The 20,348-nt window shown below is 68.3% G+C and carries 16 protein-coding genes; 4 read left to right on the top strand and 12 right to left on the bottom strand.

Translation table 11 applies throughout. The features are described 5' to 3' along the window. Positions 1-12: 12 nt before the first annotated feature. Positions 13-648, bottom strand: a complete 636-nt coding sequence (miaE, locus tag QWG60_RS07690; RefSeq protein ID WP_046080295.1) for a tRNA-(ms[2]io[6]A)-hydroxylase — start codon at positions 646-648, stop codon at positions 13-15. A gap of 31 nt (positions 649-679) precedes the next feature. Next, on the bottom strand, positions 680-1,114 hold the full coding sequence (locus QWG60_RS07685; protein WP_046080294.1) for a DUF1289 domain-containing protein: 435 nt from the start codon (positions 1,112-1,114) through the stop codon (positions 680-682). A gap of 254 nt (positions 1,115-1,368) precedes the next feature. Between QWG60_RS07685 and acnB the strand changes: the two genes are divergently transcribed. The 3 genes from acnB to QWG60_RS07670 all read left to right on the top strand — a co-directional run bounded on the left by acnB (position 1,369) and on the right by QWG60_RS07670 (position 6,620). Further along, a complete protein-coding gene (gene acnB / locus QWG60_RS07680) occupies positions 1,369-3,972 on the top strand; it encodes a bifunctional aconitate hydratase 2/2-methylisocitrate dehydratase (RefSeq protein WP_046080293.1) in 2,604 nt (867 codons plus the stop codon). Positions 3,973-4,168: 196 nt separating this feature from the next. Then, positions 4,169-4,654 (top strand): ribonuclease E activity regulator RraA, encoded by a 486-nt coding sequence (rraA, locus tag QWG60_RS07675; RefSeq protein ID WP_107181994.1) that lies wholly within the window; start codon positions 4,169-4,171, stop codon positions 4,652-4,654. A gap of 85 nt (positions 4,655-4,739) precedes the next feature. Then, positions 4,740-6,620 (top strand): glycerophosphodiester phosphodiesterase family protein, encoded by a 1,881-nt coding sequence (locus tag QWG60_RS07670; RefSeq protein WP_146907563.1) that lies wholly within the window; start codon positions 4,740-4,742, stop codon positions 6,618-6,620. Here the strand turns inward: QWG60_RS07670 and QWG60_RS07665 are convergent. The 5 genes from QWG60_RS07665 to ppsA all read right to left on the bottom strand — a co-directional run bounded on the left by QWG60_RS07665 (position 6,617) and on the right by ppsA (position 13,459). After that, positions 6,617-7,153: a hypothetical protein gene (locus tag QWG60_RS07665; protein ID WP_146907565.1), complete on the bottom strand. Its 537-nt coding sequence runs from the start codon at positions 7,151-7,153 to the stop codon at positions 6,617-6,619. The two genes, QWG60_RS07670 and QWG60_RS07665, sit on opposite strands and share 4 nt — an antisense overlap. A gap of 62 nt (positions 7,154-7,215) precedes the next feature. Next, a complete protein-coding gene (locus QWG60_RS07660) occupies positions 7,216-7,971 on the bottom strand; it encodes a hypothetical protein (protein ID WP_052719407.1) in 756 nt (251 codons plus the stop codon). Continuing rightward, positions 7,964-10,330 carry a Lon protease family protein gene (locus QWG60_RS07655; RefSeq protein ID WP_146907567.1) on the bottom strand — a complete coding sequence of 789 codons (2,367 nt, stop codon included), beginning with the start codon at positions 10,328-10,330 and terminating at the stop codon, positions 7,964-7,966. The genes QWG60_RS07660 and QWG60_RS07655 overlap by 8 nt, the downstream gene beginning before the upstream one ends. Positions 10,331-10,393: 63 nt before the next feature. Continuing rightward, positions 10,394-10,945 carry an anti-virulence regulator CigR family protein gene (locus QWG60_RS07650; RefSeq protein ID WP_107181999.1) on the bottom strand — a complete coding sequence of 184 codons (552 nt, stop codon included), beginning with the start codon at positions 10,943-10,945 and terminating at the stop codon, positions 10,394-10,396. 141 nt (positions 10,946-11,086) lie between these two features. After that, positions 11,087-13,459 (bottom strand): phosphoenolpyruvate synthase, encoded by a 2,373-nt coding sequence (gene ppsA / locus QWG60_RS07645; protein WP_107182000.1) that lies wholly within the window; start codon positions 13,457-13,459, stop codon positions 11,087-11,089. Positions 13,460-13,689: 230 nt separating this feature from the next. Here ppsA and ppsR point away from each other — a divergent pair, with 230 nt between their 5' ends. After that, on the top strand, positions 13,690-14,523 hold the full coding sequence (ppsR, locus tag QWG60_RS07640) for a posphoenolpyruvate synthetase regulatory kinase/phosphorylase PpsR (protein WP_035598661.1): 834 nt from the start codon (positions 13,690-13,692) through the stop codon (positions 14,521-14,523). Positions 14,524-14,563: 40 nt separating this feature from the next. Here the strand turns inward: ppsR and QWG60_RS07635 are convergent, their stop codons facing one another. From QWG60_RS07635 to ung, 5 genes are all read right to left on the bottom strand, one after another. Then, the gene (locus QWG60_RS07635; protein ID WP_146907569.1) at positions 14,564-15,811 is read right to left on the bottom strand and encodes a CaiB/BaiF CoA transferase family protein; all 1,248 of its coding nucleotides are present in this window, start codon (positions 15,809-15,811) and stop codon (positions 14,564-14,566) included. 147 nt (positions 15,812-15,958) lie between these two features. Further along, positions 15,959-17,140 carry an acyl-CoA dehydrogenase gene (locus tag QWG60_RS07630; protein WP_046080283.1) on the bottom strand — a complete coding sequence of 394 codons (1,182 nt, stop codon included), beginning with the start codon at positions 17,138-17,140 and terminating at the stop codon, positions 15,959-15,961. A 149-nt stretch (positions 17,141-17,289) separates the two neighbouring features. Continuing rightward, on the bottom strand, positions 17,290-18,534 hold the full coding sequence (locus QWG60_RS07625) for a uracil-xanthine permease family protein (RefSeq protein WP_146907571.1): 1,245 nt from the start codon (positions 18,532-18,534) through the stop codon (positions 17,290-17,292). Between the two features lie 270 nt (positions 18,535-18,804). Further along, a complete protein-coding gene (upp, locus tag QWG60_RS07620) occupies positions 18,805-19,434 on the bottom strand; it encodes a uracil phosphoribosyltransferase (protein WP_046080281.1) in 630 nt (209 codons plus the stop codon). 226 nt (positions 19,435-19,660) lie between these two features. Next, the gene (gene ung, locus QWG60_RS07615) at positions 19,661-20,347 is read right to left on the bottom strand and encodes a uracil-DNA glycosylase (RefSeq protein ID WP_107182003.1); all 687 of its coding nucleotides are present in this window, start codon (positions 20,345-20,347) and stop codon (positions 19,661-19,663) included. Between the last annotated feature and the right edge of the window lies 1 nt (position 20,348).

Raw genomic sequence — 20,348 nt, 5'->3', positions numbered from 1 at the left:
GGCGCCCCGAACTCAGGCGGGAACACCGCTGTGAAAACGAAATGCCGTATCCGGCATGGTGATCAGCTCGGCTTCTCGCGCGGCGAGGAAGGCGATGCGATCGTCGATGGCCTCCGGGGCGGCCCGGCGGGCCAGCATCAGGTAATCCTCATAGTGACGCCCTTCCGACTTAACCAGACTGCGATAGAACTTGGCAAGCTCATCGTCAAGGTGAGGAATCAAACGGGCGAAGCGCTCGCAGCTGCGGGCCTCGATCAGCGCGCCCACGATCAGGATATCGATCAGCCGCTCGGGATCTTCAGTGCGCACATGGCGCCGCAGCCCCTCGGCATAGCGCGAGGCCGACAGGTGACGATAGACGATGCCACGTTCCTCCATCAGCTTGACCACCTGCTCGAAGTGCAGCAGCTCCTCGCGGGCCAGCTGGCACATCTTGGTCAGCAGCAGCGGGTGATCCACGTAGCGGTAGAGCAGGCTCATGGCCGTGGAGGCGGCCTTCTTCTCGCACTGGGCGTGGTCGATCAGCAGCAGCTCGGGGTTGTCGAGGGCCCAGTCGATCCAGGCATCGGGGGTCGGGCAGTGAAGAAAGGCGAGCAGCCCCTCGGGCAACAGGTCAACGGGGGATGGAGCGTCGGCAATGGCGGTCATCGAAGGGTCCGGCGGTTCGTGTCTGAAAGCATCAGGAGTGCGAGGCTCTGGCCTCGCGGCGCGCCTCGGCGGCGGCCATCAGATCGGCGGCGAGACGGGCGTGCAGGGTCGTGGCATCGAGCGGCTCGAGCGGCGCCAGGCCGTAACGCGACAGGTCGCGGATACGGTCGCGTCCGACGCGCAGCAGCTCCACCGCCCGGGACAGCGGCGGTTGCTCCGCGCGAAAGCGAATCCGGTGGCGCACCAGCTGGGCTTCCAGGGCGTCGGCATCGACCACGCTCAGATGACGCCCGGCCACGTCGACGCGCAGGGCATCCAGCTCGGCCATGCGCTGCTCCCGCTCGTCGCCGCCCAGGGCCGGCCAGTCGCGAATCTCGTCGTCGATGCGTTGACAGCCGCGGCAGACGCGATCGCCCACCGTCGTCGAACACAGGCCCACACAGGGGGAAGCAACACGCCCCGCCATCGGCACTCCTCTGCGTTGATGAAAGTCGCACCATGGTAACGCGACGCCCGCACACTGGCACCCCGAAGGCGCTCGGACATGACCAGAGACCAAAGTTCGACCCCCGCCATGGCCGGGATTCTTAACATTGTCGACAGTTTCTCCTAGAATAGCGCCACCGTTGACCGTGCTGATTCCGACGAGCCGAGCGACTCGCCGCGGCGTCATCGCCGCCGCAGGACGCTCGGCCACTACCAACCAATGAGGGCCACCACGTGCTTGAAGCCTATCGCCAACATGTCGAGGAGCGCGCCCAGGCGGGCGTTCCGCCGAAGCCGCTGAACGCCGAGCAGACGGCTGCCCTGGTCGAACTGCTGAAGAATCCGCCCGCCGGCGAGGAAGAGGCCATCCTCGACCTGCTGACCAACCGCGTGCCGCCGGGCGTCGACGAGGCCGCCTACGTCAAGGCCGGCTTCCTGACCGCCATCGCCAAGGGCGAGGCCGAGTCCCCGCTGATCGACCGGATCCACGCCGTCAAGCTGCTGGGCACCATGCAGGGCGGCTACAACATCGCCTCGCTGGTCGAGCTGCTGGACGACGACTCGCTGGCCAAGGAAGTGGGCGAGCAGCTCAAGCACACCCTGCTGATGTTCGACGCCTTCCACGACGTGGAAGAGCGCGCCAAGGCCGGTAACGCCGTGGCCAAGGAGATCATCGAGTCCTGGGCCGAGGCCGAGTGGTTCCTCGCAAAGCCCAAGCTGGCCGACAAGATCACCCTGACCGTGTTCAAGGTGCCCGGCGAGACCAACACCGACGACCTCTCCCCGGCCCCGGATGCCTGGTCGCGGCCGGACATCCCGCTGCATGCCAACGCCATGCTCAAGAACCCGCGCGACGGCATCGAGCCGGTCGAGCCCGGCGTCACCGGTCCGCTCAAGCAGATCGAGGAAGTGAAGGCCAAGGGTCACCAGGTGGTCTACGTCGGCGACGTGGTCGGCACCGGTTCCTCGCGCAAGTCCGCCACCAACTCCGTGCTGTGGTTCTTCGGCGACGACATCCCCAACGTGCCGAACAAGCGCGCCGGCGGCTTCTGCTTCGGCGGCAAGATCGCGCCGATCTTCTTCAACACCATGGAAGATTCCGGCGCCCTGCCGGTCGAGATGGACGTCGAGAACCTCGAGATGGGTGACGTCATCGACGTCTACCCGTATGAAGGCAAGGTCTGCAAGCACGGCACCGACGAGGTGCTGACCACCTTCGAGCTCAAGACCCAGCTGCTGCTCGACGAGGCGCGCGCCGGCGGCCGTATCCCGCTGATCATCGGCCGCGGCCTGACCGCCAAGGCTCGCGAGTCCCTGGGCCTGGCCCCGTCCGACGTCTTCCGCCTGTCCGAGCAGCCGGCCGACACCGGCAAGGGCTTCACCCTGGCCCAGAAGATGGTCGGCAAGGCCTGCGGCATGGAAGGCGTGCGCCCGGGCATGTACTGCGAGCCGAAGATGACCACCGTGGGCTCCCAGGACACCACCGGTCCGATGACCCGCGACGAGCTCAAGGACCTGGCCTGCCTCGGTTTCCAGGCCGACCTGGTGATGCAGTCCTTCTGCCACACCAGCGCCTATCCGAAGCCGGTCGACGTGGAAACCCACCACACCCTGCCCGACTTCATCATGAACCGCGGCGGCGTCTCGCTGCGTCCGGGCGACGGCATCATCCACAGCTGGCTGAACCGCATGCTGCTGCCCGACACCGTGGGCACCGGCGGCGACTCCCACACCCGCTTCCCGATGGGCATCTCCTTCCCGGCGGGCTCCGGCCTGGTGGCCTTCGCCGCCGCCACCGGCGTGATGCCGCTGGACATGCCGGAATCCGTGCTGGTGCGCTTCAAGGGCCAGCGTCAGCCCGGCGTCACCCTGCGTGACCTGGTCCACGCCATCCCCTACTACGCCATCCAGCAGGGGCTGCTGACCGTCGAGAAGTCCGGCAAGAAGAACGCCTTCTCCGGCCGCGTGCTGGAAATCGAGGGCCTCGAGGACCTCACCGTCGAGCAGGCCTTCGAACTCTCCGACGCCTCCGCCGAGCGTTCCGCCGCCGGCTGCACCATCACCCTCTCCGAGGACAGCGTCAGCGAGTACCTGAAGTCCAACATCACCCTGCTCAAGTGGATGATCGCCAACGGCTATGGCGACGCGCGCACCATCGAGCGCCGCATCAAGGGCATGGAAGAGTGGCTCGAGAACCCGAGCCTGATGCGCGCCGACAAGGACGCCGAGTACGCCGAGGTGATCGAGATCGACCTCGACCAGCTCGACCAGCCGGTGCTGTGCGCCCCGAACGACCCGGACGACGCCCGCCTGCTCTCCGACGTGGCCGGCCAGTCCATCGACGAGGTGTTCATCGGCTCTTGCATGACCAACATCGGCCACTTCCGCGCCGCCGGCAAGCTGCTCGAGAAGCAGCCCGCAGGCAGCCTGAAGACCAAGCTGTGGCTGGCACCGCCGACCAAGATGGACCAGCACCAGCTGACCGAGGAAGGCTACTACGGCATCTACGGCCGCGCCGGCGCACGCATGGAAATGCCGGGCTGCTCGCTGTGCATGGGTAACCAGGCCCGCGTCGCCGCCAAGAGCACCGTGGTCTCCACCTCCACGCGCAACTTCCCCAACCGCCTGGGCGACGGCGCCGACGTCTTCCTGGCGTCCGCCGAGCTGGCCGCCGTGGCCGCGGTCGAGGGTCGCCTGCCGAGCGTCAGCGAATATCGCCGCTACATGAGCGAGTTCGACGCCATGGCCGGCGAGATCTATCGTTACATGAACTTCCACGAAATCGAGGAATTCCAGAAGGCCGCCTCGAACGTGATCCCGGTGAGCCAGGAAGCCTGATCACCGCCATCGTCACCGATGCTCGCAACATCGCAGGCCCGCCGTCCGGCGGGCCGTCGACGACCGAAGCGCCCCGCCCCGTGCGGGGCGCTTTTTTGTGCGCCCTGCCCGCGTCGCGATTCCTCTCAAGGGGGACTTTCCTCATCGCCTGACTGTGGCATCATCGAGGGTACATCGACCGAGGAGACACCCCGTCATGCCTGCCATCGTCACCCCCGATCTGTGCGACGCCTATCCCGAAGTGGCCGTGCTCGAGCCGATGTTCGTCAACTTCGGCGGCCATGAGGCCTTCTTCGGCCCGGTGCGCACCGTCAAGTGCTTCGAGGACAACTCGCTGGTGCGACAGACCGTCAACGAGCCCGGCGACGGCGCCGTGCTGGTGGTCGACGCCGGCGGTTCCACCCGCTGCGCCATGCTCGGCGACCGTCTCGCCGAACAGGCCGCCGGCAACGGCTGGGCGGGCGTGGTGATGTACGGCTGCGTGCGCGACGTGGACGAGCTGGCCGAGACCGAGCTCGGCATCCAGGCCCTGGCCGCCCATCCGCGCAAGAGCGAGAAGCACGGCGAGGGCCAGCGGGACATTCCGGTCAGCTTCGGCGGTGCGACCATCGAGCCGGGCCAGTGGCTCTACGCCGACAACAACGGCATCCTGATCGCCGACGACCGCCTCGTGCTGGACTGACCCCCCGGTGGACACGGTCCGGCGGCTTGCCGCCCGACTGACTCGGCTGGCAGGGTGAGAGCATGCTCCACGACATGCCACCATCATGCTGACCACGCCTCGCCTGAGCGGCGATGTGCTGCGCAGCCTCAAGCACCATCTGCGTCCGCTGATCGCCTTTCACGCCTTCTTCACCCTGCTCGCCTCCAGCCTGCTGCTGCCGGCGGCGGGCTGGGGCCTGGCCCGGATGCTGGGGCGCCTCGACCGCCCGCTGATCACCCTCGAGGCCCTGTTCGCGGTGCTGGGGACACCGGGCGGTATGGCCTGGCTGCTGGCCACGCTGGCCGTCACCTTCCTGATCCTCTACCTGCAGCAGGCCGGCATGACGCTGGTCGCGGTGCGTCCCCGTGACAACCATCTTCGCCTGGCCGCCGAGGCGCTATGGCAGAGCCTGCGACGGCTGCCTGCGCTGTCCGGCCTGGCCCTGCTCCAGGTCGGCACGCAGCTGCTGCTGATACTGCCCGTGGCCGGCATCGTGGTGACGCTCCACGGCCGCCTGCTTGGCGACCTTGATCCCTATTATGTCCAGCAGGTGCGCCCCCCGGTACTGTGGGCCTTCCTCGCCACGATCGGCCCGGTGGTGCTGGGCTGGGCCGCCCTGGCCGCCACCCTCTACACCCGCTGGCATCTGGCCCTGCCGGCGCTGATCCTGGAAGGCGTCGGCCCGCTTCGCGCCCTGAAGCGCAGCGCCCGGCTGACCCACGGCTGGCGCACCGGCATCGCGGCATCGATCCTGGTGCTGCTGGCGGCGATCCTGCTACTGCCCCTTGGGGTCGGGGCCCTCTTCAACGCCCTCTTCACCCCGCTGCTGGGCCATCTCCCCGAGCGTCGCGAGATACTGCTACCCGCCATGCTCGGCTATGTCACCGCCTACGGCCTGGTGACCCTGGCCGCGGTCTTCGTCGGCATCGCCGCCAACGCCTTGCTGGGAAGCTGCCTCTACCTGCGCCTGGCGCACCGCGAGCCTCGTCCGCCGGCGCCGGCAGCCGCACACCCCGGGCGCCTGGCCTGGGGCGTGGAGCTCGGCGTTCTCGCCTTCGCCATCGCCCAGGCCTGGTGGGTCGTCCAGGGCACCACGATCCGCGAGGAGGTCGACAACATCGCCCACCGCGGCAGCTCGATGGCAGCCCCGGAGAACACCCTGCCGGCCATCGAGCGGGCCATCCATGACGGGGCCGACCTGATCGAGGTCGATGCCCGGCTCACCGCCGAGGCCGAGGTGGTGCTCTACCACGACGCCACCCTGTCCCGCCTGGCCGGCGACGATCGCCGCATCGCCGACCTCGATCGCGGCGTGCTCGACAACGTGGACGTGGGCGGGTGGTTCGGCGACCCCTTCGTGGGCACGCGGATTCCCGGCCTGAAGGAGACCCTGGAGAGGGTCAGGGGGCGTGCGGGGCTGGTGATAGAGCTCAAGCCGGACCCGGGCCGCCGCCAGCGGCTCGTGAGCCGGGTAGTGGCGATACTGGAGGCCGAGGCACGGGCACGGCGAGACTGCCGGAACCGCGCGCCGGACGGTGTCCGCCGCGCGGCCTGCGGCGAGCCCGACCTGAGCTCGAGAATATGGCTGGCCGCCCAGTCCTATGAGCTGCTCGACGAGGTCGCCCGCCAGGCGCCCGCGATGCACCGCATCCTGCTGGCCCAGCTGACGCTAAGGGGCGCCCTTCCCCGGCGCGGCTACGATGCCCTGGCGCTGCGTCACAACCGCATCGACGACCGCGAGGTGAGGCTCGCTCACCGTCACGGCTACGCCCTGATGGCCTGGACCGTCAACGACCCGGCCCGCATGTCCCGACTGATCGACCTCGGCGTGGATGGCATCATCACCGATCACCCGGCCGCGCTGCGCCGGCTGCTCACCGAGCGCCGTTCGCTGGGCGACGGCGCCCTGCTGCTGCTGAAACTGCGTCACTGGCTGCGTGATTAGGCGTGACGCCGACAGCGCCAGCTCGCCAACAGGCCGACCAGCGCGACACCGACCAACGCCATCGCGCCCCAGCCCACGGCCTCGACCAGCTGGCGAAAGGCATCGGGGGCGTGCTGGGGCCGGGCCACCATGCCATGGGCGACCAGCCGCCCGCCGCCGTACAACGCGGCGAGCAGCACGGCCAGGGGCCAGGCGCCGCGCAGCGGTGCCAGCGCCATGGTCAGCCGCCACGGCGGCTGCGGCTCCGCCTTCTTGTCGCGGCGCGCGGCATCCTTTCCAGCGGCGGCGGCGTCACGGCGTGACGACGACGCTCGCCCCTTTTCCTTGGACGGTGCCTTGCTTGACGCCCTGGCCGACGCCTTGGCGGCCGCCTGCCTGCCCTGCGACGCCCTGGCAGCCGTCTTCTTCTTTCTTCCGGCCGGCGCACGGCGCCCCAGACGCGCGAAGGCCCAGCGCAGCATCCGCCAGACGATCCATCCGAAGGTGAAGCACACGGTCAGGGCCAGCCCGCCCATTACCAGAAAATACGCCATCGGGCGGCTCCTCGAGACAATCAACCGCCCATGATGCCAAAAGCCGCGCCCTCTGTGGGGCTTCAGGGCAGCACGATCACCGGAATCGTCGGCCGCGACAGCCAGTCGGCGTCCTCCGCCAGCAGCGCCCGCAGCGTCTCCCGGCGCATCAGCAGCGCACCACCGCGACAGGTCGCCAGCCGACGCGACAGCGCGGCCGCGCCCTCGAACCTCAGCGGCATGGCCTCGCCGAACAGAGCCCGCAGCGGATCGGGCACGCACGGAGACTCACCGGCCACGGACGCCACCAGCAGCGGCCCCGCGGCCGCCTCGTGCCAGACCAGCACCGGGCAGGGCGCCGACAGCATCAGCGCGAGACCGCTCGCCCCGAGCCATGCCGTCGACGCGCCCGTCTCGCCGGCCCGGTTCAGCAGCAGCAGGTCGCCGGGCACGGCCAGCGCCAGCGTCTCCTCGAGCACCCGGCCACGCCGCACCTGAAGCGAATGCGGCAGCTGCCGCCCCGCCACCGCACGGGCCAGGGCCTGGCGCACCCGCTCGCCCTGGCGGGCCAGCCCGGCCTCGAGCGCGGCGACGCTGAGCCGGCGCACTCGACCGGAATGGCCCCCGACCTCCCGGGCGAAGGGAAAGGCCGCGCTGTGCAGCAGGTCCTGATCCTCGACGACCAGCACCACCAGCTCGCGCCCCTGCCGCTCGGCGAGACGCACCGCCGCGGCGAGCGCCGCCTGAGCAGGACCGGCAGCATCGTGCAGCGCAAGCACCCTCGCCGGTGTCTCGGGCACCGCCTCCAGGGCGGGACCGGCGTCGTCAGGCTCACTCATCGCCCTTGTCCTCATCTTGCCGGCCGCCGTCGTCATCGCGATGACGCACCGCCTGGCGGAAGCTCGCCAGCCGCTCGGCGACCCGCGCCTCCAGATCGAGGTCCGGCTCGCCGGCGGTCAGCAGCGCCAGCGCCTCCTCCACCCGACGAATCGCATAGAGCCGAAAGCGGCCATCGGCCACGGCCTCGCGCACCTCGGCGTCGAGCATCAGGTGCTCGACGTTGGCCTCGGGCAGGATCACCGCCCGCCCCTCGAGCTCGCCCCGCGCCCGGCACACGGCGAAGAAGCCCTCGATCTTCTCGTTGACGCCGCCCACCGCCTGCACCTCGCCGTACTGGTTGATCGAGCCGGTCACGGCGAAGCGCTGGTCCAGCGGCACCCGGGCAATGGCGGACACCAGCGCACAGGCCTCGGCCACCGAGGCGCTGTCACCCTCGACGCCGCCGTAGGACTGCTCGAAGGCCAGACTGGCCGACAGCGACATCGGCGCGTCCGGGGCATAGCGGCCGGCCAGCCAGCGCGACAGGATCATCACCGCCTTGGCGTGGATCGGACCGCCGAGCTTGGCCTCGCGCTCGATGTCGACCACCTGGCCGTGGCCCGGACGCGCGGTGGCGGTGATGCGGATCGGCTGGCCGAAGCCATGGTCGGTCAGGCGCATCACGGTCAGGCCGTTGACCTGGCCGATCCGCCGGCCGTCGGTGGCGATCATCAGGGTGCCGCGCAAGATCTGCTCGTGACTGCGCTCGCGAATCCGGTCGGCGCGACGGCGCTGCTCGGCCACGGTGCGTTCCACGGCGGCCCGATCGATCGCCGCCTCGCCGGCGGCCTCCGCCCAGTGATCGGCCTCCACCAGCAGATCGTGCAGGTCGCGATGGCGCGCGGTGAGCCGCTGCTGGTCGTCGGCCAGGCGACCGGCCCGCTCGATCACCGCCGCCACCCCCTCGGCGGTCAGCGGCCGGAGATCGGCCTCGGTCGCCAGCCTCGCCACCATGCGCGCATAGTCCTCGAGCCCGGCGGGCGTGCGATCCAGCGTGTCGTCCATGTCGGCCTGAACCTTGAACAGCTCCAGGAAGTCGGGGTCGTGCTCGCAAAGCAGGTAATAGAGCAGCCGGTCGCCGAGCAGCACCACCTTGACGTCCAGCGGCACCGGTTCCGGCTCCAGGGACAGGGTGCTGATCAGCCCGTAGGCCTGCTCGAGGGACTCGGTGCGGATGCGCCCGGTCGACAGTACCCGCTTGAGGGTCTCCCAGGCCCCGGGCTGGCTGAGCAGGCCGCGCACGTCGAGCACCAGATAGCCGCCGTTGGCATGGTGCAGCGCGCCGGGGCGAATCAGCATGAAGTCGGTCAGCAGGGTGCCGTTCTGCACCTGATGCTCGATCCGGCCCACCAGATGCTGGTGGCTGGGCAGATCCAGATGGATCACCGGCGCCCCGCTGGCGTCGGCGCTGTCGACCAGCAGGTTGAGCCGGAAGCGGCTGAACACCGCCTCCGGCGGGATCTCGGGATCGTCCTCGCGGAAGCTCTCGACGTGGAACAGCAGCGCCTCGCGTATCGCGGTGAAATGCGCCAGTACGGCCTCCTGCGCGTCGTAGCGGGCCTCGAGCTCCTCCAGCGGCGCATCGATGGCGTCCCGGAGCATCTCCTCGTTGAGCGCGCCGACCTGCTCGCGCAGGGTCTTGGCCAGCCGGGGCAGCTGGCGGATGGCCTGGGCGAGCTTGGTCTGCAAGATCTCGACGGTGCGCTCGATGCGCTCGCGCTCGGCCTGATCGAGCTGCTGGTAGGCGTCGGGCGAGAGCATCTCGCCCTCGGCATCGGCCGGCGCGAAGGTGAAGCCGCTGGGCGTGGACAGCAGCAGGATGTCGTGCTCGCGGGCCTCGCGGCGCACCGCCTCCACCGCATCGCGCTGCCGCTCGCCCATGGCCTGCTCGAGCTCGTGGAGTCGATTCTGGTATTCGTCGCTCTCGAACACCGCGGGAATGGCGGCGGAGAGCTCCTCGATCAGCCGCTCGATATCGCCGCGCAGCTGGCGCCCGAGCCCCGGCGGCAGGCGCAACAGCAGCGGCACGCTGGGATCGTCGAAATTGTAGCGATAGCAGAGATCGGGCGGCGGCGGCGCCGATGCCGCCTGCCGCTCCAGAAAGCGGGTCACCAGGCCTTGCAGGCCGTGGTCGGGAGGCCCCAGCACGTAGAGGTTGAAGCCGTCATGGCGAACCGCCGTGCCCAGCGTCAGGGCGTCCCGCGCCCGGGGCTGGCCTTCGATCATGTCCAGCGGCGCCAGCTCGCTGGTCAGAGCGAAGTCGAAGTGCTCGCTCGGGCAGCGCCGGAACACCGCCTCCACCTCGAGGGGTTCCACCATGGTCCGTCTCCCTTGTCGTCGGAGACAGTATGGTGGATGCCCGGGAAGGCGGCTCTATGCGGATCAGTCGAGCACGTCGCGGATCACGTCGTAGATGATGTCGTTGGTGATATCGACCAGCACCGCATCGACACCGACGCGGCGCCATTCGTAGCCGTCGTAGTGCGGCAGGTCGCGACGGATGTCGTCGTCGAACCGCTTGCCGATGCCGGGAGGCATGGGCTTGCCGCGGGCCAGGTTCTGCCGCACCCCCGGGGGAATCGAGGCGCGATCCTCACGGGCATAGCGATCGCGATGCCCGTAAAAGATATCGCGGATCAGCGCTTCCTCGAGGCTGGGGCCGTCACGGCCATAACGGTCGCGGTCACGATCCCAGTCCCGATCATCGAAGCGGCGCTCCTCATGTCGCTCGCGATCCCGGTCGGTCGCGTCCCGGTGCAGCCGTTCCGATGGCCCCTGACTGCCCTGTCCTCCCTGTCCTCCCTGTCCGCCCTTGGCATGCTCCGGCGGTCCGCCGCCGTTGCCGGGATTGGCCAGCGCCGGCAGCGCCACGAGGCCGAGGATCAGGGCGCCGGTCGGCGCCAGGCGATGGAATCGACGTCTCTGTGAGGGCATGACGGGCATTCTTCCTTTGCCTGAGTGATGCCTGCAGTCTAGCCACTCGCGCGCCATCGAGCGTGCAAAGGGCGTGCAGAAACGACGACACCCGGGCCTTGGCCCGGGTGTCGTGATGTCCGACTCAGCGATCTCGGGCGATCAGCCCAGGGTTTCGCCGGCCAGCATGAACCAGGTTTCCAGTACCGCGTCCGGGTTCAGGGACACGGAGTCGATGCCCTGCTCCATCAGCCACTTGGCGAGGTCGGGGTGGTCGGACGGGCCCTGGCCGCAGATGCCCACGTACTTGCCCTGGGTCTTGCAGGCCTGGATGGCCATGGACAGCAGCTTCTTGACCGCCGGATTACGCTCCTCGAAGAGGCCGGCGACGATGCCGGAGTCGCGGTCGAGGCCCAGGGTCAGCTGGGTCAGGTCGTTGGAGCCGATGGAGAAGCCGTCGAAGTACTCGAGGAACTCGTCGGCCAGCAGGGCGTTGGCCGGCAGCTCGCACATCATGATGACCTTGAGGCCGTTGTCGCCGCGCTTCAGGCCGTTGGCGGCCAGCAGGTCGATGACGCCGCTCGCTTCCTCGGTGGTACGCACGAAGGGCACCATGATCTCGACGTTGTCGAGGCCCATCTCGTCGCGCACGCGCTTGATCGCCCGGCACTCCAGCTCGAAGCAGGCCTGGAAGTCCTCGGAGAGGTAGCGCGAGGCGCCGCGGAAGCCGAGCATCGGGTTCTCTTCACCCGGCTCGTAGAGCTTGCCGCCGATCAGGTTCTCGTACTCGTTGGACTTGAAGTCCGAGAGGCGCACGATGACCCGCTGCGGGTAGAAGGAGGCCGCCAGGGTGGAGACGCCTTCGACCAGCTTGTCGACGTAGAAGCTGACCGGGTCGTCGTAGCCGGCGGTACGCACGTCGATGGTCTGCTGCAGATCCGGCGACAGGGTCTCGTAGTCGAGCAGCGCCTTGGGGTGCACGCCGATCATGCGGTTGATGATGAACTCCAGGCGCGCCAGGCCGACACCGGCGTTGGGCAGGCCGGCGAAGCTGAAGGCGCGGTCCGGGTTGCCGACGTTCATCATGATCTTGAACGGGATTTCCGGCATGGCGTCGACGCTGGTGACGTTGCGCTCGAAGGCCAGCTGGCCGTCGTAGACGTGACCGGTGTCGCCCTCGGCGCAGGACACGGTGACCTCGCGGCCGTCCTCGAGCACCTCGGTGGCGTCGCCGCAGCCGACCACGGCCGGGATGCCCAGCTCGCGGGCGATGATCGCCGCGTGGCAGGTACGGCCGCCGCGGTTGGTGACGATGGCCGAGGCGCGCTTCATCACCGGCTCCCAGTCGGGGTCGGTCATGTCGGTGACCAGCACGTCGCCGGCATGGATCTTGTCCATGTCCTCGGGGGTCTCGACGACCTTGACCGCGCCGCTGCCGATGCGCTGACCGATGGCCCGGCCGGTCACCAGAGTGCGGCCTTTTTCCTTGAGCTGGAAACGCTCGAGCTTGCCGCCTTCCTGCTGGGAGACCACGGTTTCGGGGCGCGCCTGGACGATGTAGAGCTTGCCGTCGTCGCCGTCCATGGCCCACTCGATGTCCATCGGGCGGCCGTAGTGCTGCTCGATGATCACCGCCTGGCGAGCCAGTGCCATGACCTGCTCGTCGTCGACGCAGAAGCGCGCGCGGTCGGCCAGCGGGACGTCCACGGTCTCGACCGACTTGCCGGCGCTGGCATCCTCGGTGTAGACCATCTTGATCAGCTTGGAGCCCAGATTGCGACGCAGCACGGCCGGGCGGCCGGCGGCCAGGGTCGGCTTGTGGACATAGAACTCGTCGGGGTTCACCGCACCCTGCACCACGGTCTCGCCCAGGCCCCAGGAGGCGGTGACGAAGACCGCATCGCGGTAGCCGGACTCGGTGTCCAGGGTGAACATCACGCCGGAGGCGCCGGTCTCGGAGCGCACCATCTTCTGGATGCCGGCGGACAGCGCCACGTTCTCGTGGGCGTAGCCGCGGTGCACGCGGTAGGAGATGGCGCGGTCGTTGAACAGCGAGGCGAACACCTCGTGCACGGCACGCTTGATGTTGTCGAAGCCTTCGATGTTGAGGAAGGTCTCCTGCTGGCCGGCGAAGGACGCGTCCGGCAGGTCCTCGGCGGTGGCGGAGCTGCGCACCGCGACCTTGAGGTTGGGGTGCATGGCGGCGAGCTTGTCGTAGCTCTCGCGCAGGGCGGCCTCGAAGGTCGGGGGCAGCGGCGTGTCGATCACCCACTGGCGGATCTGGGCACCGACGCGGGCCAGCTCGGCGACGTCATCGACGTCCAGCGTGGACAGCGCCTGGTTGATGCGCTCGTTGAGGCCTTCGTGGGACAGGAACTCGCGGTAGGCGTGGGCGGTGGTAGCGAAACCGCCGGGCACGGTGACGCCGGCCTCGGCCAGGTTGGAGATCATCTCGCCGAGCGAGGCATTCTTGCCGCCGACGCGCTCGACGTCGTTCATGCCCAGCTGATCGAACCACTGAATGTAATCGTCCACGAAACCCCCTTAGGATTGGAAACCGACACCGGAAAGTGCATGACGCAGCGTCATGGGTGGATGCGAACGACTCTATCAACGGCCTTCCATATTCGCCATTGGTCTAACAGCTAAGTCACTGAAGGTTTTTTACAACAATTCGCCGATCCTGGCGTTTCCTGTAGTCGCGCTTGTCTGGCCCCGCGCGAGACTCGACAATGAGGCCATTCTCCCCCGCCCGAGCGAGCCCCATGACACGCACCGCCTTCTTCATTTCCGACGGCACCGGCATCACCGCCGAGAGCCTGGGTCGCAGCCTGCTGGCCCAGTTCGAGAACGTCGAGATCCGCATGCTGACCAAGCCCTACATCGACAGCGTCGAAAAGGCCAAGCGCCTGGTCGAGGTGATCCAGGCCACCGCAGTCAAGGACGGCAACACGCCGATCATCATCGACACCATCGTCGACCAGGACGTGCGCGCCGTGATCCGCGACGCCGAGGGCTTCCAGGTCGACATCTTCTCGACCTTCCTCGAGCCGCTGGAGCAGGAGCTGGCCACCCACTCCTCCTACAGCGTGGGCCGTACCCACGCCATCGGCAGCGACGATGTCTACATGGACCGCATCCAGTCGGTGCACTTCGCCCTGGACAACGACGACGGTGCCCGCACTCACCAGTACGACAAGGCGGACATCATCCTGGTCGGGGTGTCACGCTGCGGCAAGACGCCGAGCTCGCTGTACCTGGCGCTGCAGTTCGGCATCCGCGCCGCCAACTACCCGCTGACCGAAGACGACCAGGACGAGAACGGCAGCCTCAAGCTGCCGCCGGTGCTGGCCAAGCATCGCCACAAGCTGTTCGGCCTGACCATCGATCCGCGCCGGCTGGCGGCGATCCGCCACGAACGACGTCCCAACAGCCGCTACAGCTCCATGGATCAGTGCGTGCAGGAAGTGGCCGAGGCCGAGGCGCTGTATCGTCGCATGCACATCCCCTACATCGATACCACGCGCTTCTCGGTGGAGGAGATCTCGACACGGATGATCGCCGAGACTGGCATCAGCCGACGCTTCTCGCCGCGCTGACCAGGCCTCAGGGAACACCGGGCCCAGGTCACGAAGCGCCTCAACGCACGATATTCAGCCGCCGCAGCCGCGCGATCGCCTCGGCGTCGAGGCCCAGCTCGGCGAGCACGGCATCGCTGTCCTGGCCAAGGCCCGGCGGCGGGCAATCGGAGGTGGCGCTCTCGCCGTCGAAGCGCAGCGGGTTGGCCATCTGCGGCACCGTCCGGCCATCGGCATGCGCCAGGCTGCGGCACAGGCCGCGATGACGCACCTGAGGATCGTCGAAGGCCTCGGTCAGGGTATTGATCGGCCCGGCAGGAACGCCGAGGGCCTCGAGGTCGGCCAGCCAGGCGTCGCGCCCTCGTGTCAGGAGCGCCTCGGCGATCCGCGGCACCAGCGACTCGCGGTGGGCAACCCGAGCGGCGTTGGTGGCGAAGGCGGGATCGCCGGACCACTCGGGATGACCCAGCAGCTCGGCCAGGCGCGCGAACTGGGCATCGTTGCCCACCGTCAGCACCAGGTAGCCGTCGGCGCAGGCGAAGGCCTGGTAGGGCACGATATTGGGATGGGCGTTGCCGTGGCGCGCGGGGTTCTCGCCCGTCACCCGGGCGTTGAGCGCCTGATTGGCCAGGGTCGCCAGCTGGACGTCGAGCAGCGCCACGTCGATATGACGCCCCCCTGAGGGTGATGACCCCTTGCCCTGCTGCCGCTCGTACAGCGCCGCCAGCACGCCGATAGCGGCATAGAGGCCGGTCATCACGTCGGTGATCGCCACCCCGGTCTTCATCGGCATGCCGTCGGGCTCGCCGGTCAGGCTCATCAGCCCGCCCAGGGCCTGGATCATGAAGTCATAGCCGGCCCGATGGGCGTAGGGGCCATCCTGGCCGAAGCCGGTGATCGAGCAGCCGATCAGGCCGGGGTTCACTGCCTTGAGACTCTGATGATCGAGCCCGTAGCGGGCCAGACCGCCGACCTTGAAGTTCTCCAGCACCACGTCGGCGCCGGCGGCGAGCCGACGCACCAGCGCCTGGCCCGCCTCGGTGGCGATATCCACGGCCAGCGACTGCTTGCCGCGATTGGCGCAAAGGTAATAGGCCGCCAGACGCTCGGCGCCCTCCTCGCTGCCGTCCTCTCCGCTAACCTCGCCCTCCAGCCAGGGCGGCCCCCAGCCGCGGGTGTCGTCACCGCGCTCGGGATGCTCGACCTTGATCACCCGAGCGCCCAGGTCGGCCAGCAGCTGCCCCGCCCAGGGCCCGGCCAGCACCCGGGACAGGTCCAGCACCACCACGCCTTCCAGCGGTCCGCTCATTGAGTTCCCCCTCCTCTCGGAGCTGCTCCGGCGTCAAGCCATCGAGGAGGCGCTGTGAATACCTCCCTGTACGCTACCGACGCCTTCCTTGGCGTAGGACCTCCTCTCAGGCTTGCCCCCGGCGCTCCTCGCTCGTCGATATAAGCGTTATCCGGTGAAGGCCTGAATGCCGGTCTGCGCCCGGCCGAGTATCAGCGCATGAATATCGTGGGTGCCCTCGTAGGTGTTGACCGCCTCGAGATTCATGACGTGGCGGATCACCGGATACTCGTCGCTGATGCCGTTGCCGCCGTGCATGTCCCGCGCCTGACGGGCGATGTCCAGGGCCTTGCCGCAGTTGTTACGCTTGATCAGCGAGATGGTCTCGGGCACCAGCTGGCCGTCGTCGATCATCCGCCCCACCCGCAGCGCGGCTTGCAGCCCCAGCGCGATCTCGGTCTGCATGTCGGCGAGCTTCTTCTGGATCAGCTGATTGGCGGCCAGGGGGCGACCGAACTGCTGCCGGTCGAGGGTGTACTGACGGGCGGCGTGCCAGCAGGCCTCGGCGGCGCCCATGCTGCCCCAGGCGATGCCGAAGCGGGCACGGTTGAGGCACGAGAAGGGCCCCTTGAGGCCGGTGACGCCGGGCAGACGGGCGTCGTCCGAGACCTCCACGTCCTGCATCACGATCTGACCGGTGGTCGAGGCACGCAGGCTGAACTTGCCGTCGATCCTGGGGGCCGACAGTCCCGTCATGCCCTGCTCCAGCACGAAACCGCGGATCGTGCCCTCCTCGTCCCGGGCCCAGACCACGAAGACGTCGGCGATCGGCGCGTTGGTGATCCAGGTCTTGGTGCCGCTGAGCCGCCAGCCACCGCCGGTGCGCCGGGCACGGGTCGACATGGCGCCGGGATCGGAGCCGTGATCCGGCTCGGTGAGACCGAAGGCGCCGACCCACTCGCCGCTGGCGAGCTTCGGCAGGTAGCGATCCTTCTGGGCCTCGCTGCCGAAGGCGTGAATCGGGTACATGACCAGGCTCGACTGCACGCTCATGGCGCTGCGATAGCCGGAGTCGACCCGCTCGACCTCGCGGGCGATCAGCCCGTAGCTGACATAGTTCATCCCGGCGCAGCCGAAGCCGTCGATGGTCGCCCCGAGCAGGCCGAGCTCGCCCATCTCGGTCATGATCTCGCGATCGAAGCGCTCCAGGCGGTTGGCCTCGCGCACCCGGGGCAGCAGCTGCTCCTGGCAGTAGTCGTGGGCGGTCTGCTGGGCCAGGCGTTCGTCGCCGTCCAGCTGATCGATGAGGCGGAAGGGGTCATCCCAGGTCATGGGAGTGATCTGGCTCATGAAGGCGCTCCGGATAATTTCTACATTTTATAAAAATATAGACCCGAGAAGCCTCCTTGCCAAGCCAGACCAAGGGAGGAGAACACACAGGAAGGAACAAGAAAGGCCGCCGGCGCTGTCACGGCCGCGACAGCGCCGGCGGCGAGGCCTTATTCCTCTTCGGCGCGCGGCAGGATGGCGTTGAGCAGGATACCCACCAGCGCGGCGAGGCCGACGCCCTGCAGCGTGAACTGGCCACCGCCGAGCTGCATGCCGCCGATGCCGAAGACCAGGATCAGCGACACCACCACCAGGTTGCGCGGTGCGGTCAGCGGCTTGCCGGCGCGCACCAGGGTGTTCATGCCGACCACCGCGATGGAGCCGAACAGCAGGGTCATGATGCCGCCCATCACCGGGCCGGGAATGGTCTGCAGCACGGCACCGAGTTTGCCGAAAAAGGACAGCAGCACGGCGATCACCGCGGTGACCACCATGATCCGCGGATTGAAGGCGCGAGTCAGGGTCACGGCACCGGTGACCTCGGAGTAGGTGGTGTTGGGCGGGCCGCCGAACAGCGAAGCCGTGCAGGTCGCCAGACCGTCGCCCAGCAGGGTGCGGTGCAGGCCGGGCTTGTCCAGGTAGTTGCGACGCGTCACCGAGCCGATGGCGATCATGTCACCGATGTGCTCCACCGCCGGGGCGATGGCCACCGGAATCATGAACAGCACCGCCGCCCAGTGGAAGCTCGGCGCCACGAACTCGGGCATCGCCAGCCAGGCCGCCTCACGCACCGGCGTGTAGTCGACCACGCCCATCAGCGCGGCCAGCACGTAGCCGGTGACGATGCCGCCGAGGATCGGGATCAGACGGATCAGGCCGCGGCCGAACACCGCCAGCACCAGGGTCACCAGCAGGCTGGCCATGGACAGCACCATCGCTCGGCCGTAGCCGATGGCATCGCTGGTGCCGCCGGTGGCCATGTCCACCGCGACCGGCGCCAGGGCCAGGCCGATCACCATGATCACCGGGCCCACCACCACCGGCGGCAACAGGTGATGCAGCCAGACGGTGCCCTTGAGGCGCACGATCTGAGAGATCACCACGTAGACCACGCCGGCGGCCAGCAGCCCGCCGAGGGTCGCGGACACGCCGAAGCTCGCCACCGAGCTCTGGATCGGCGCGATGAAGGCGAAGGACGAGGCCAGAAACACCGGCACGCTGTTGCGGGTCACGGCGTGGAACACCAGGGTGCCGATGCCGGCGGTGAACAGCGCCACGTTGGGATCGAGACCGGTCAGCAGCGGCACCAGCACCAGCGAGCCGAAGGCCACGAACAGCATCTGGGCGCCGACGATCAGCGTACGCAGCGGGGATTCGACCGTCGGGGCGGTCGAGGAAGCGGTACTTTCCGTCATCCGAAATCTCCGTAAGAGCCAGGCAGAAAAACGCCCCAGAAGAAGGGGCGTCATAGCAAAGAATCTATTGTTGAGCGGGCACCACGGCGAGCGACGACCGGCTAGCCTCGTTCCCGACGAGGGCTACGCATTTCCCACAGTCCCTGTGGGTCACAAGGCAAGAAGCGAGGAAAGAGCGGAGTTTACTGAAGTAAATGAGCATCTTGATCGGACTCGCGTGCGAGGCGCTTCTTGTCAATGGTTCGAGCGCAGCCAGGTGCCGGTCAACAATCAGCGGGTGCCGAAGATCTTGTCCCCGGCATCCCCCAGCCCGGGGACGATGTAGCCGTGCTCGTCCAGGCGCTCATCCACCGCGGCGGTGTAGATCTCGATGTCCGGGTAGGATGCCTGCACGCGCTCGATGCCCTCGGGCGAGGCCACCAGCACGATCACCTTCATGTGCTGGCAGCCGCGCTCGCGCAGCATGTCCAGCGTCGCGACCATGGTGCCGCCGGTGGCCAGCATCGGATCGATGACGATGGCCATGCGCTCGTCCATCTCGCCAGCGAACTTGGAGAAGTACGGCACCGGCTCGAGGGTCTCCTCGTCGCGGTAGAGGCCGACCACGCTGATCCGCGCGCTGGGAATCAGATCGGTGACGCCGTCGAGCATGCCGAGACCGGCACGCAGGATCGGCACGATAGTGGTCTTCTTGCCCTTGAGCTGCTGGACGGGAATCTTGTTGCCGCTCCAGCCGTCGAGCTCGGTGGTTTCCAGCTCCAGATCCTGGGTCGCCTCGTAGGTCAGCAGCTTGGCCACCTCGCCGGCCAGTTCTCGGAAACTCTTGGTGCTGATACCGGCCTCGCGCATCAGTCCCAGCTTGTGCTGGACCAGGGGATGCTGGATGGCATGGACACTCATGGGGCGGACCTCTTCGGGCGTGGGGATTCGTCGGCAAGCTTAGTCGCACACGGGGCGTGCGCAAAATCGCGCGCCATTCTACCCGCAAGCCGGCCCAAGGTTAAGGCGACCGTTGACAGCGGAACGACACGACTCGATCGTCGTGGAACAGGCGTTGAACGACGCGAAATCAGCGACGGAAACGGCCGTTCCCGGGCGAGTCGCCACTCCCGGGAACGGCGGTCCGTCACTCCGGCGTGGCCGGCAGCTGCCAGTCGACCGGCTCACGGCCGTGCTCGGCGAGGAAGGCATTGGCTCGCGAGAAGTGGTGGTTACCGAAGAAGCCGCGGTGCGCCGACAGCGGCGACGGGTGCGGCGACTCCAGCACCAGATGGCGCGAGGTGTCGATCAACGCCTTCTTCTGGCGCGCGTGGCTACCCCACAGCAGGAAGACCGTGGGCTCGGCGTGCTCGCTGACCGTGGCGATGGCGCGATCGGTGAACGTCTCCCAGCCCTTGCCGCGATGGGAGCCGGCGTTGCCCTGCTCCACCGTCAGCGAGGTGTTCAGCAGCAGCACGCCCTGGCGCGCCCAGTGCTCCAGGTTGCCGTGGTCGACGGGCACGAAGTCGACGTCGGTGGCCAGCTCCTTGTAGACGTTGACCAGCGACGGCGGAATGCGTACCCCGGGACGCACCGAGAAGCACAGGCCGTGGGCCTGGCCCGGCCCGTGGTAAGGGTCCTGGCCGAGGATCACCACCTTGACCCGATCCAGTGGCGTCAGCTCGAAGGCGCGAAACCAGTCGGAGGAATGCGGGTAGATGACCTTGCGGGCGGCCTTCTCGGCCGCCAGGAAGTCACGCAGCGCCTGCATGTAGGGCGCGGCGAACTCGTCGCCGAGCCAGCGCTGCCAGCTGTCGGGTAACGGGCTATTCATG

Source organism: Halomonas halophila (assembly GCF_030406665.1).
GTDB lineage: Bacteria > Pseudomonadota > Gammaproteobacteria > Pseudomonadales > Halomonadaceae > Halomonas > Halomonas halophila.
This window is presented reverse-complemented; position numbering and strand designations above follow the sequence as displayed.

What these genes read in the sequence shown, in the direction of transcription:
- miaE (WP_046080295.1), bottom strand. Translation starts at nt 648, where the DNA reads ATGACCGCCATTGCCGACGCTCCATCCCCCGTTGACCTGTTGCCCGAG.
- QWG60_RS07685 (WP_046080294.1), bottom strand. Translation starts at nt 1,114, where the DNA reads ATGGCGGGGCGTGTTGCTTCCCCCTGTGTGGGCCTGTGTTCGACGACG.
- rraA (WP_107181994.1), top strand. Translation starts at nt 4,169, where the DNA reads ATGCCTGCCATCGTCACCCCCGATCTGTGCGACGCCTATCCCGAAGTG.
- QWG60_RS07670 (WP_146907563.1), top strand. Translation starts at nt 4,740, where the DNA reads ATGCTGACCACGCCTCGCCTGAGCGGCGATGTGCTGCGCAGCCTCAAG.
- QWG60_RS07665 (WP_146907565.1), bottom strand. Translation starts at nt 7,153, where the DNA reads ATGGCGTATTTTCTGGTAATGGGCGGGCTGGCCCTGACCGTGTGCTTC.
- QWG60_RS07660 (WP_052719407.1), bottom strand. Translation starts at nt 7,971, where the DNA reads ATGAGTGAGCCTGACGACGCCGGTCCCGCCCTGGAGGCGGTGCCCGAG.
- QWG60_RS07655 (WP_146907567.1), bottom strand. Translation starts at nt 10,330, where the DNA reads ATGGTGGAACCCCTCGAGGTGGAGGCGGTGTTCCGGCGCTGCCCGAGC.
- QWG60_RS07650 (WP_107181999.1), bottom strand. Translation starts at nt 10,945, where the DNA reads ATGCCCTCACAGAGACGTCGATTCCATCGCCTGGCGCCGACCGGCGCC.
- ppsR (WP_035598661.1), top strand. Translation starts at nt 13,690, where the DNA reads ATGACACGCACCGCCTTCTTCATTTCCGACGGCACCGGCATCACCGCC.
- QWG60_RS07635 (WP_146907569.1), bottom strand. Translation starts at nt 15,811, where the DNA reads ATGAGCGGACCGCTGGAAGGCGTGGTGGTGCTGGACCTGTCCCGGGTG.
- QWG60_RS07630 (WP_046080283.1), bottom strand. Translation starts at nt 17,140, where the DNA reads ATGAGCCAGATCACTCCCATGACCTGGGATGACCCCTTCCGCCTCATC.
- QWG60_RS07625 (WP_146907571.1), bottom strand. Translation starts at nt 18,534, where the DNA reads ATGACGGAAAGTACCGCTTCCTCGACCGCCCCGACGGTCGAATCCCCG.
- upp (WP_046080281.1), bottom strand. Translation starts at nt 19,434, where the DNA reads ATGAGTGTCCATGCCATCCAGCATCCCCTGGTCCAGCACAAGCTGGGA.
- ung (WP_107182003.1), bottom strand. Translation starts at nt 20,347, where the DNA reads ATGAATAGCCCGTTACCCGACAGCTGGCAGCGCTGGCTCGGCGACGAG.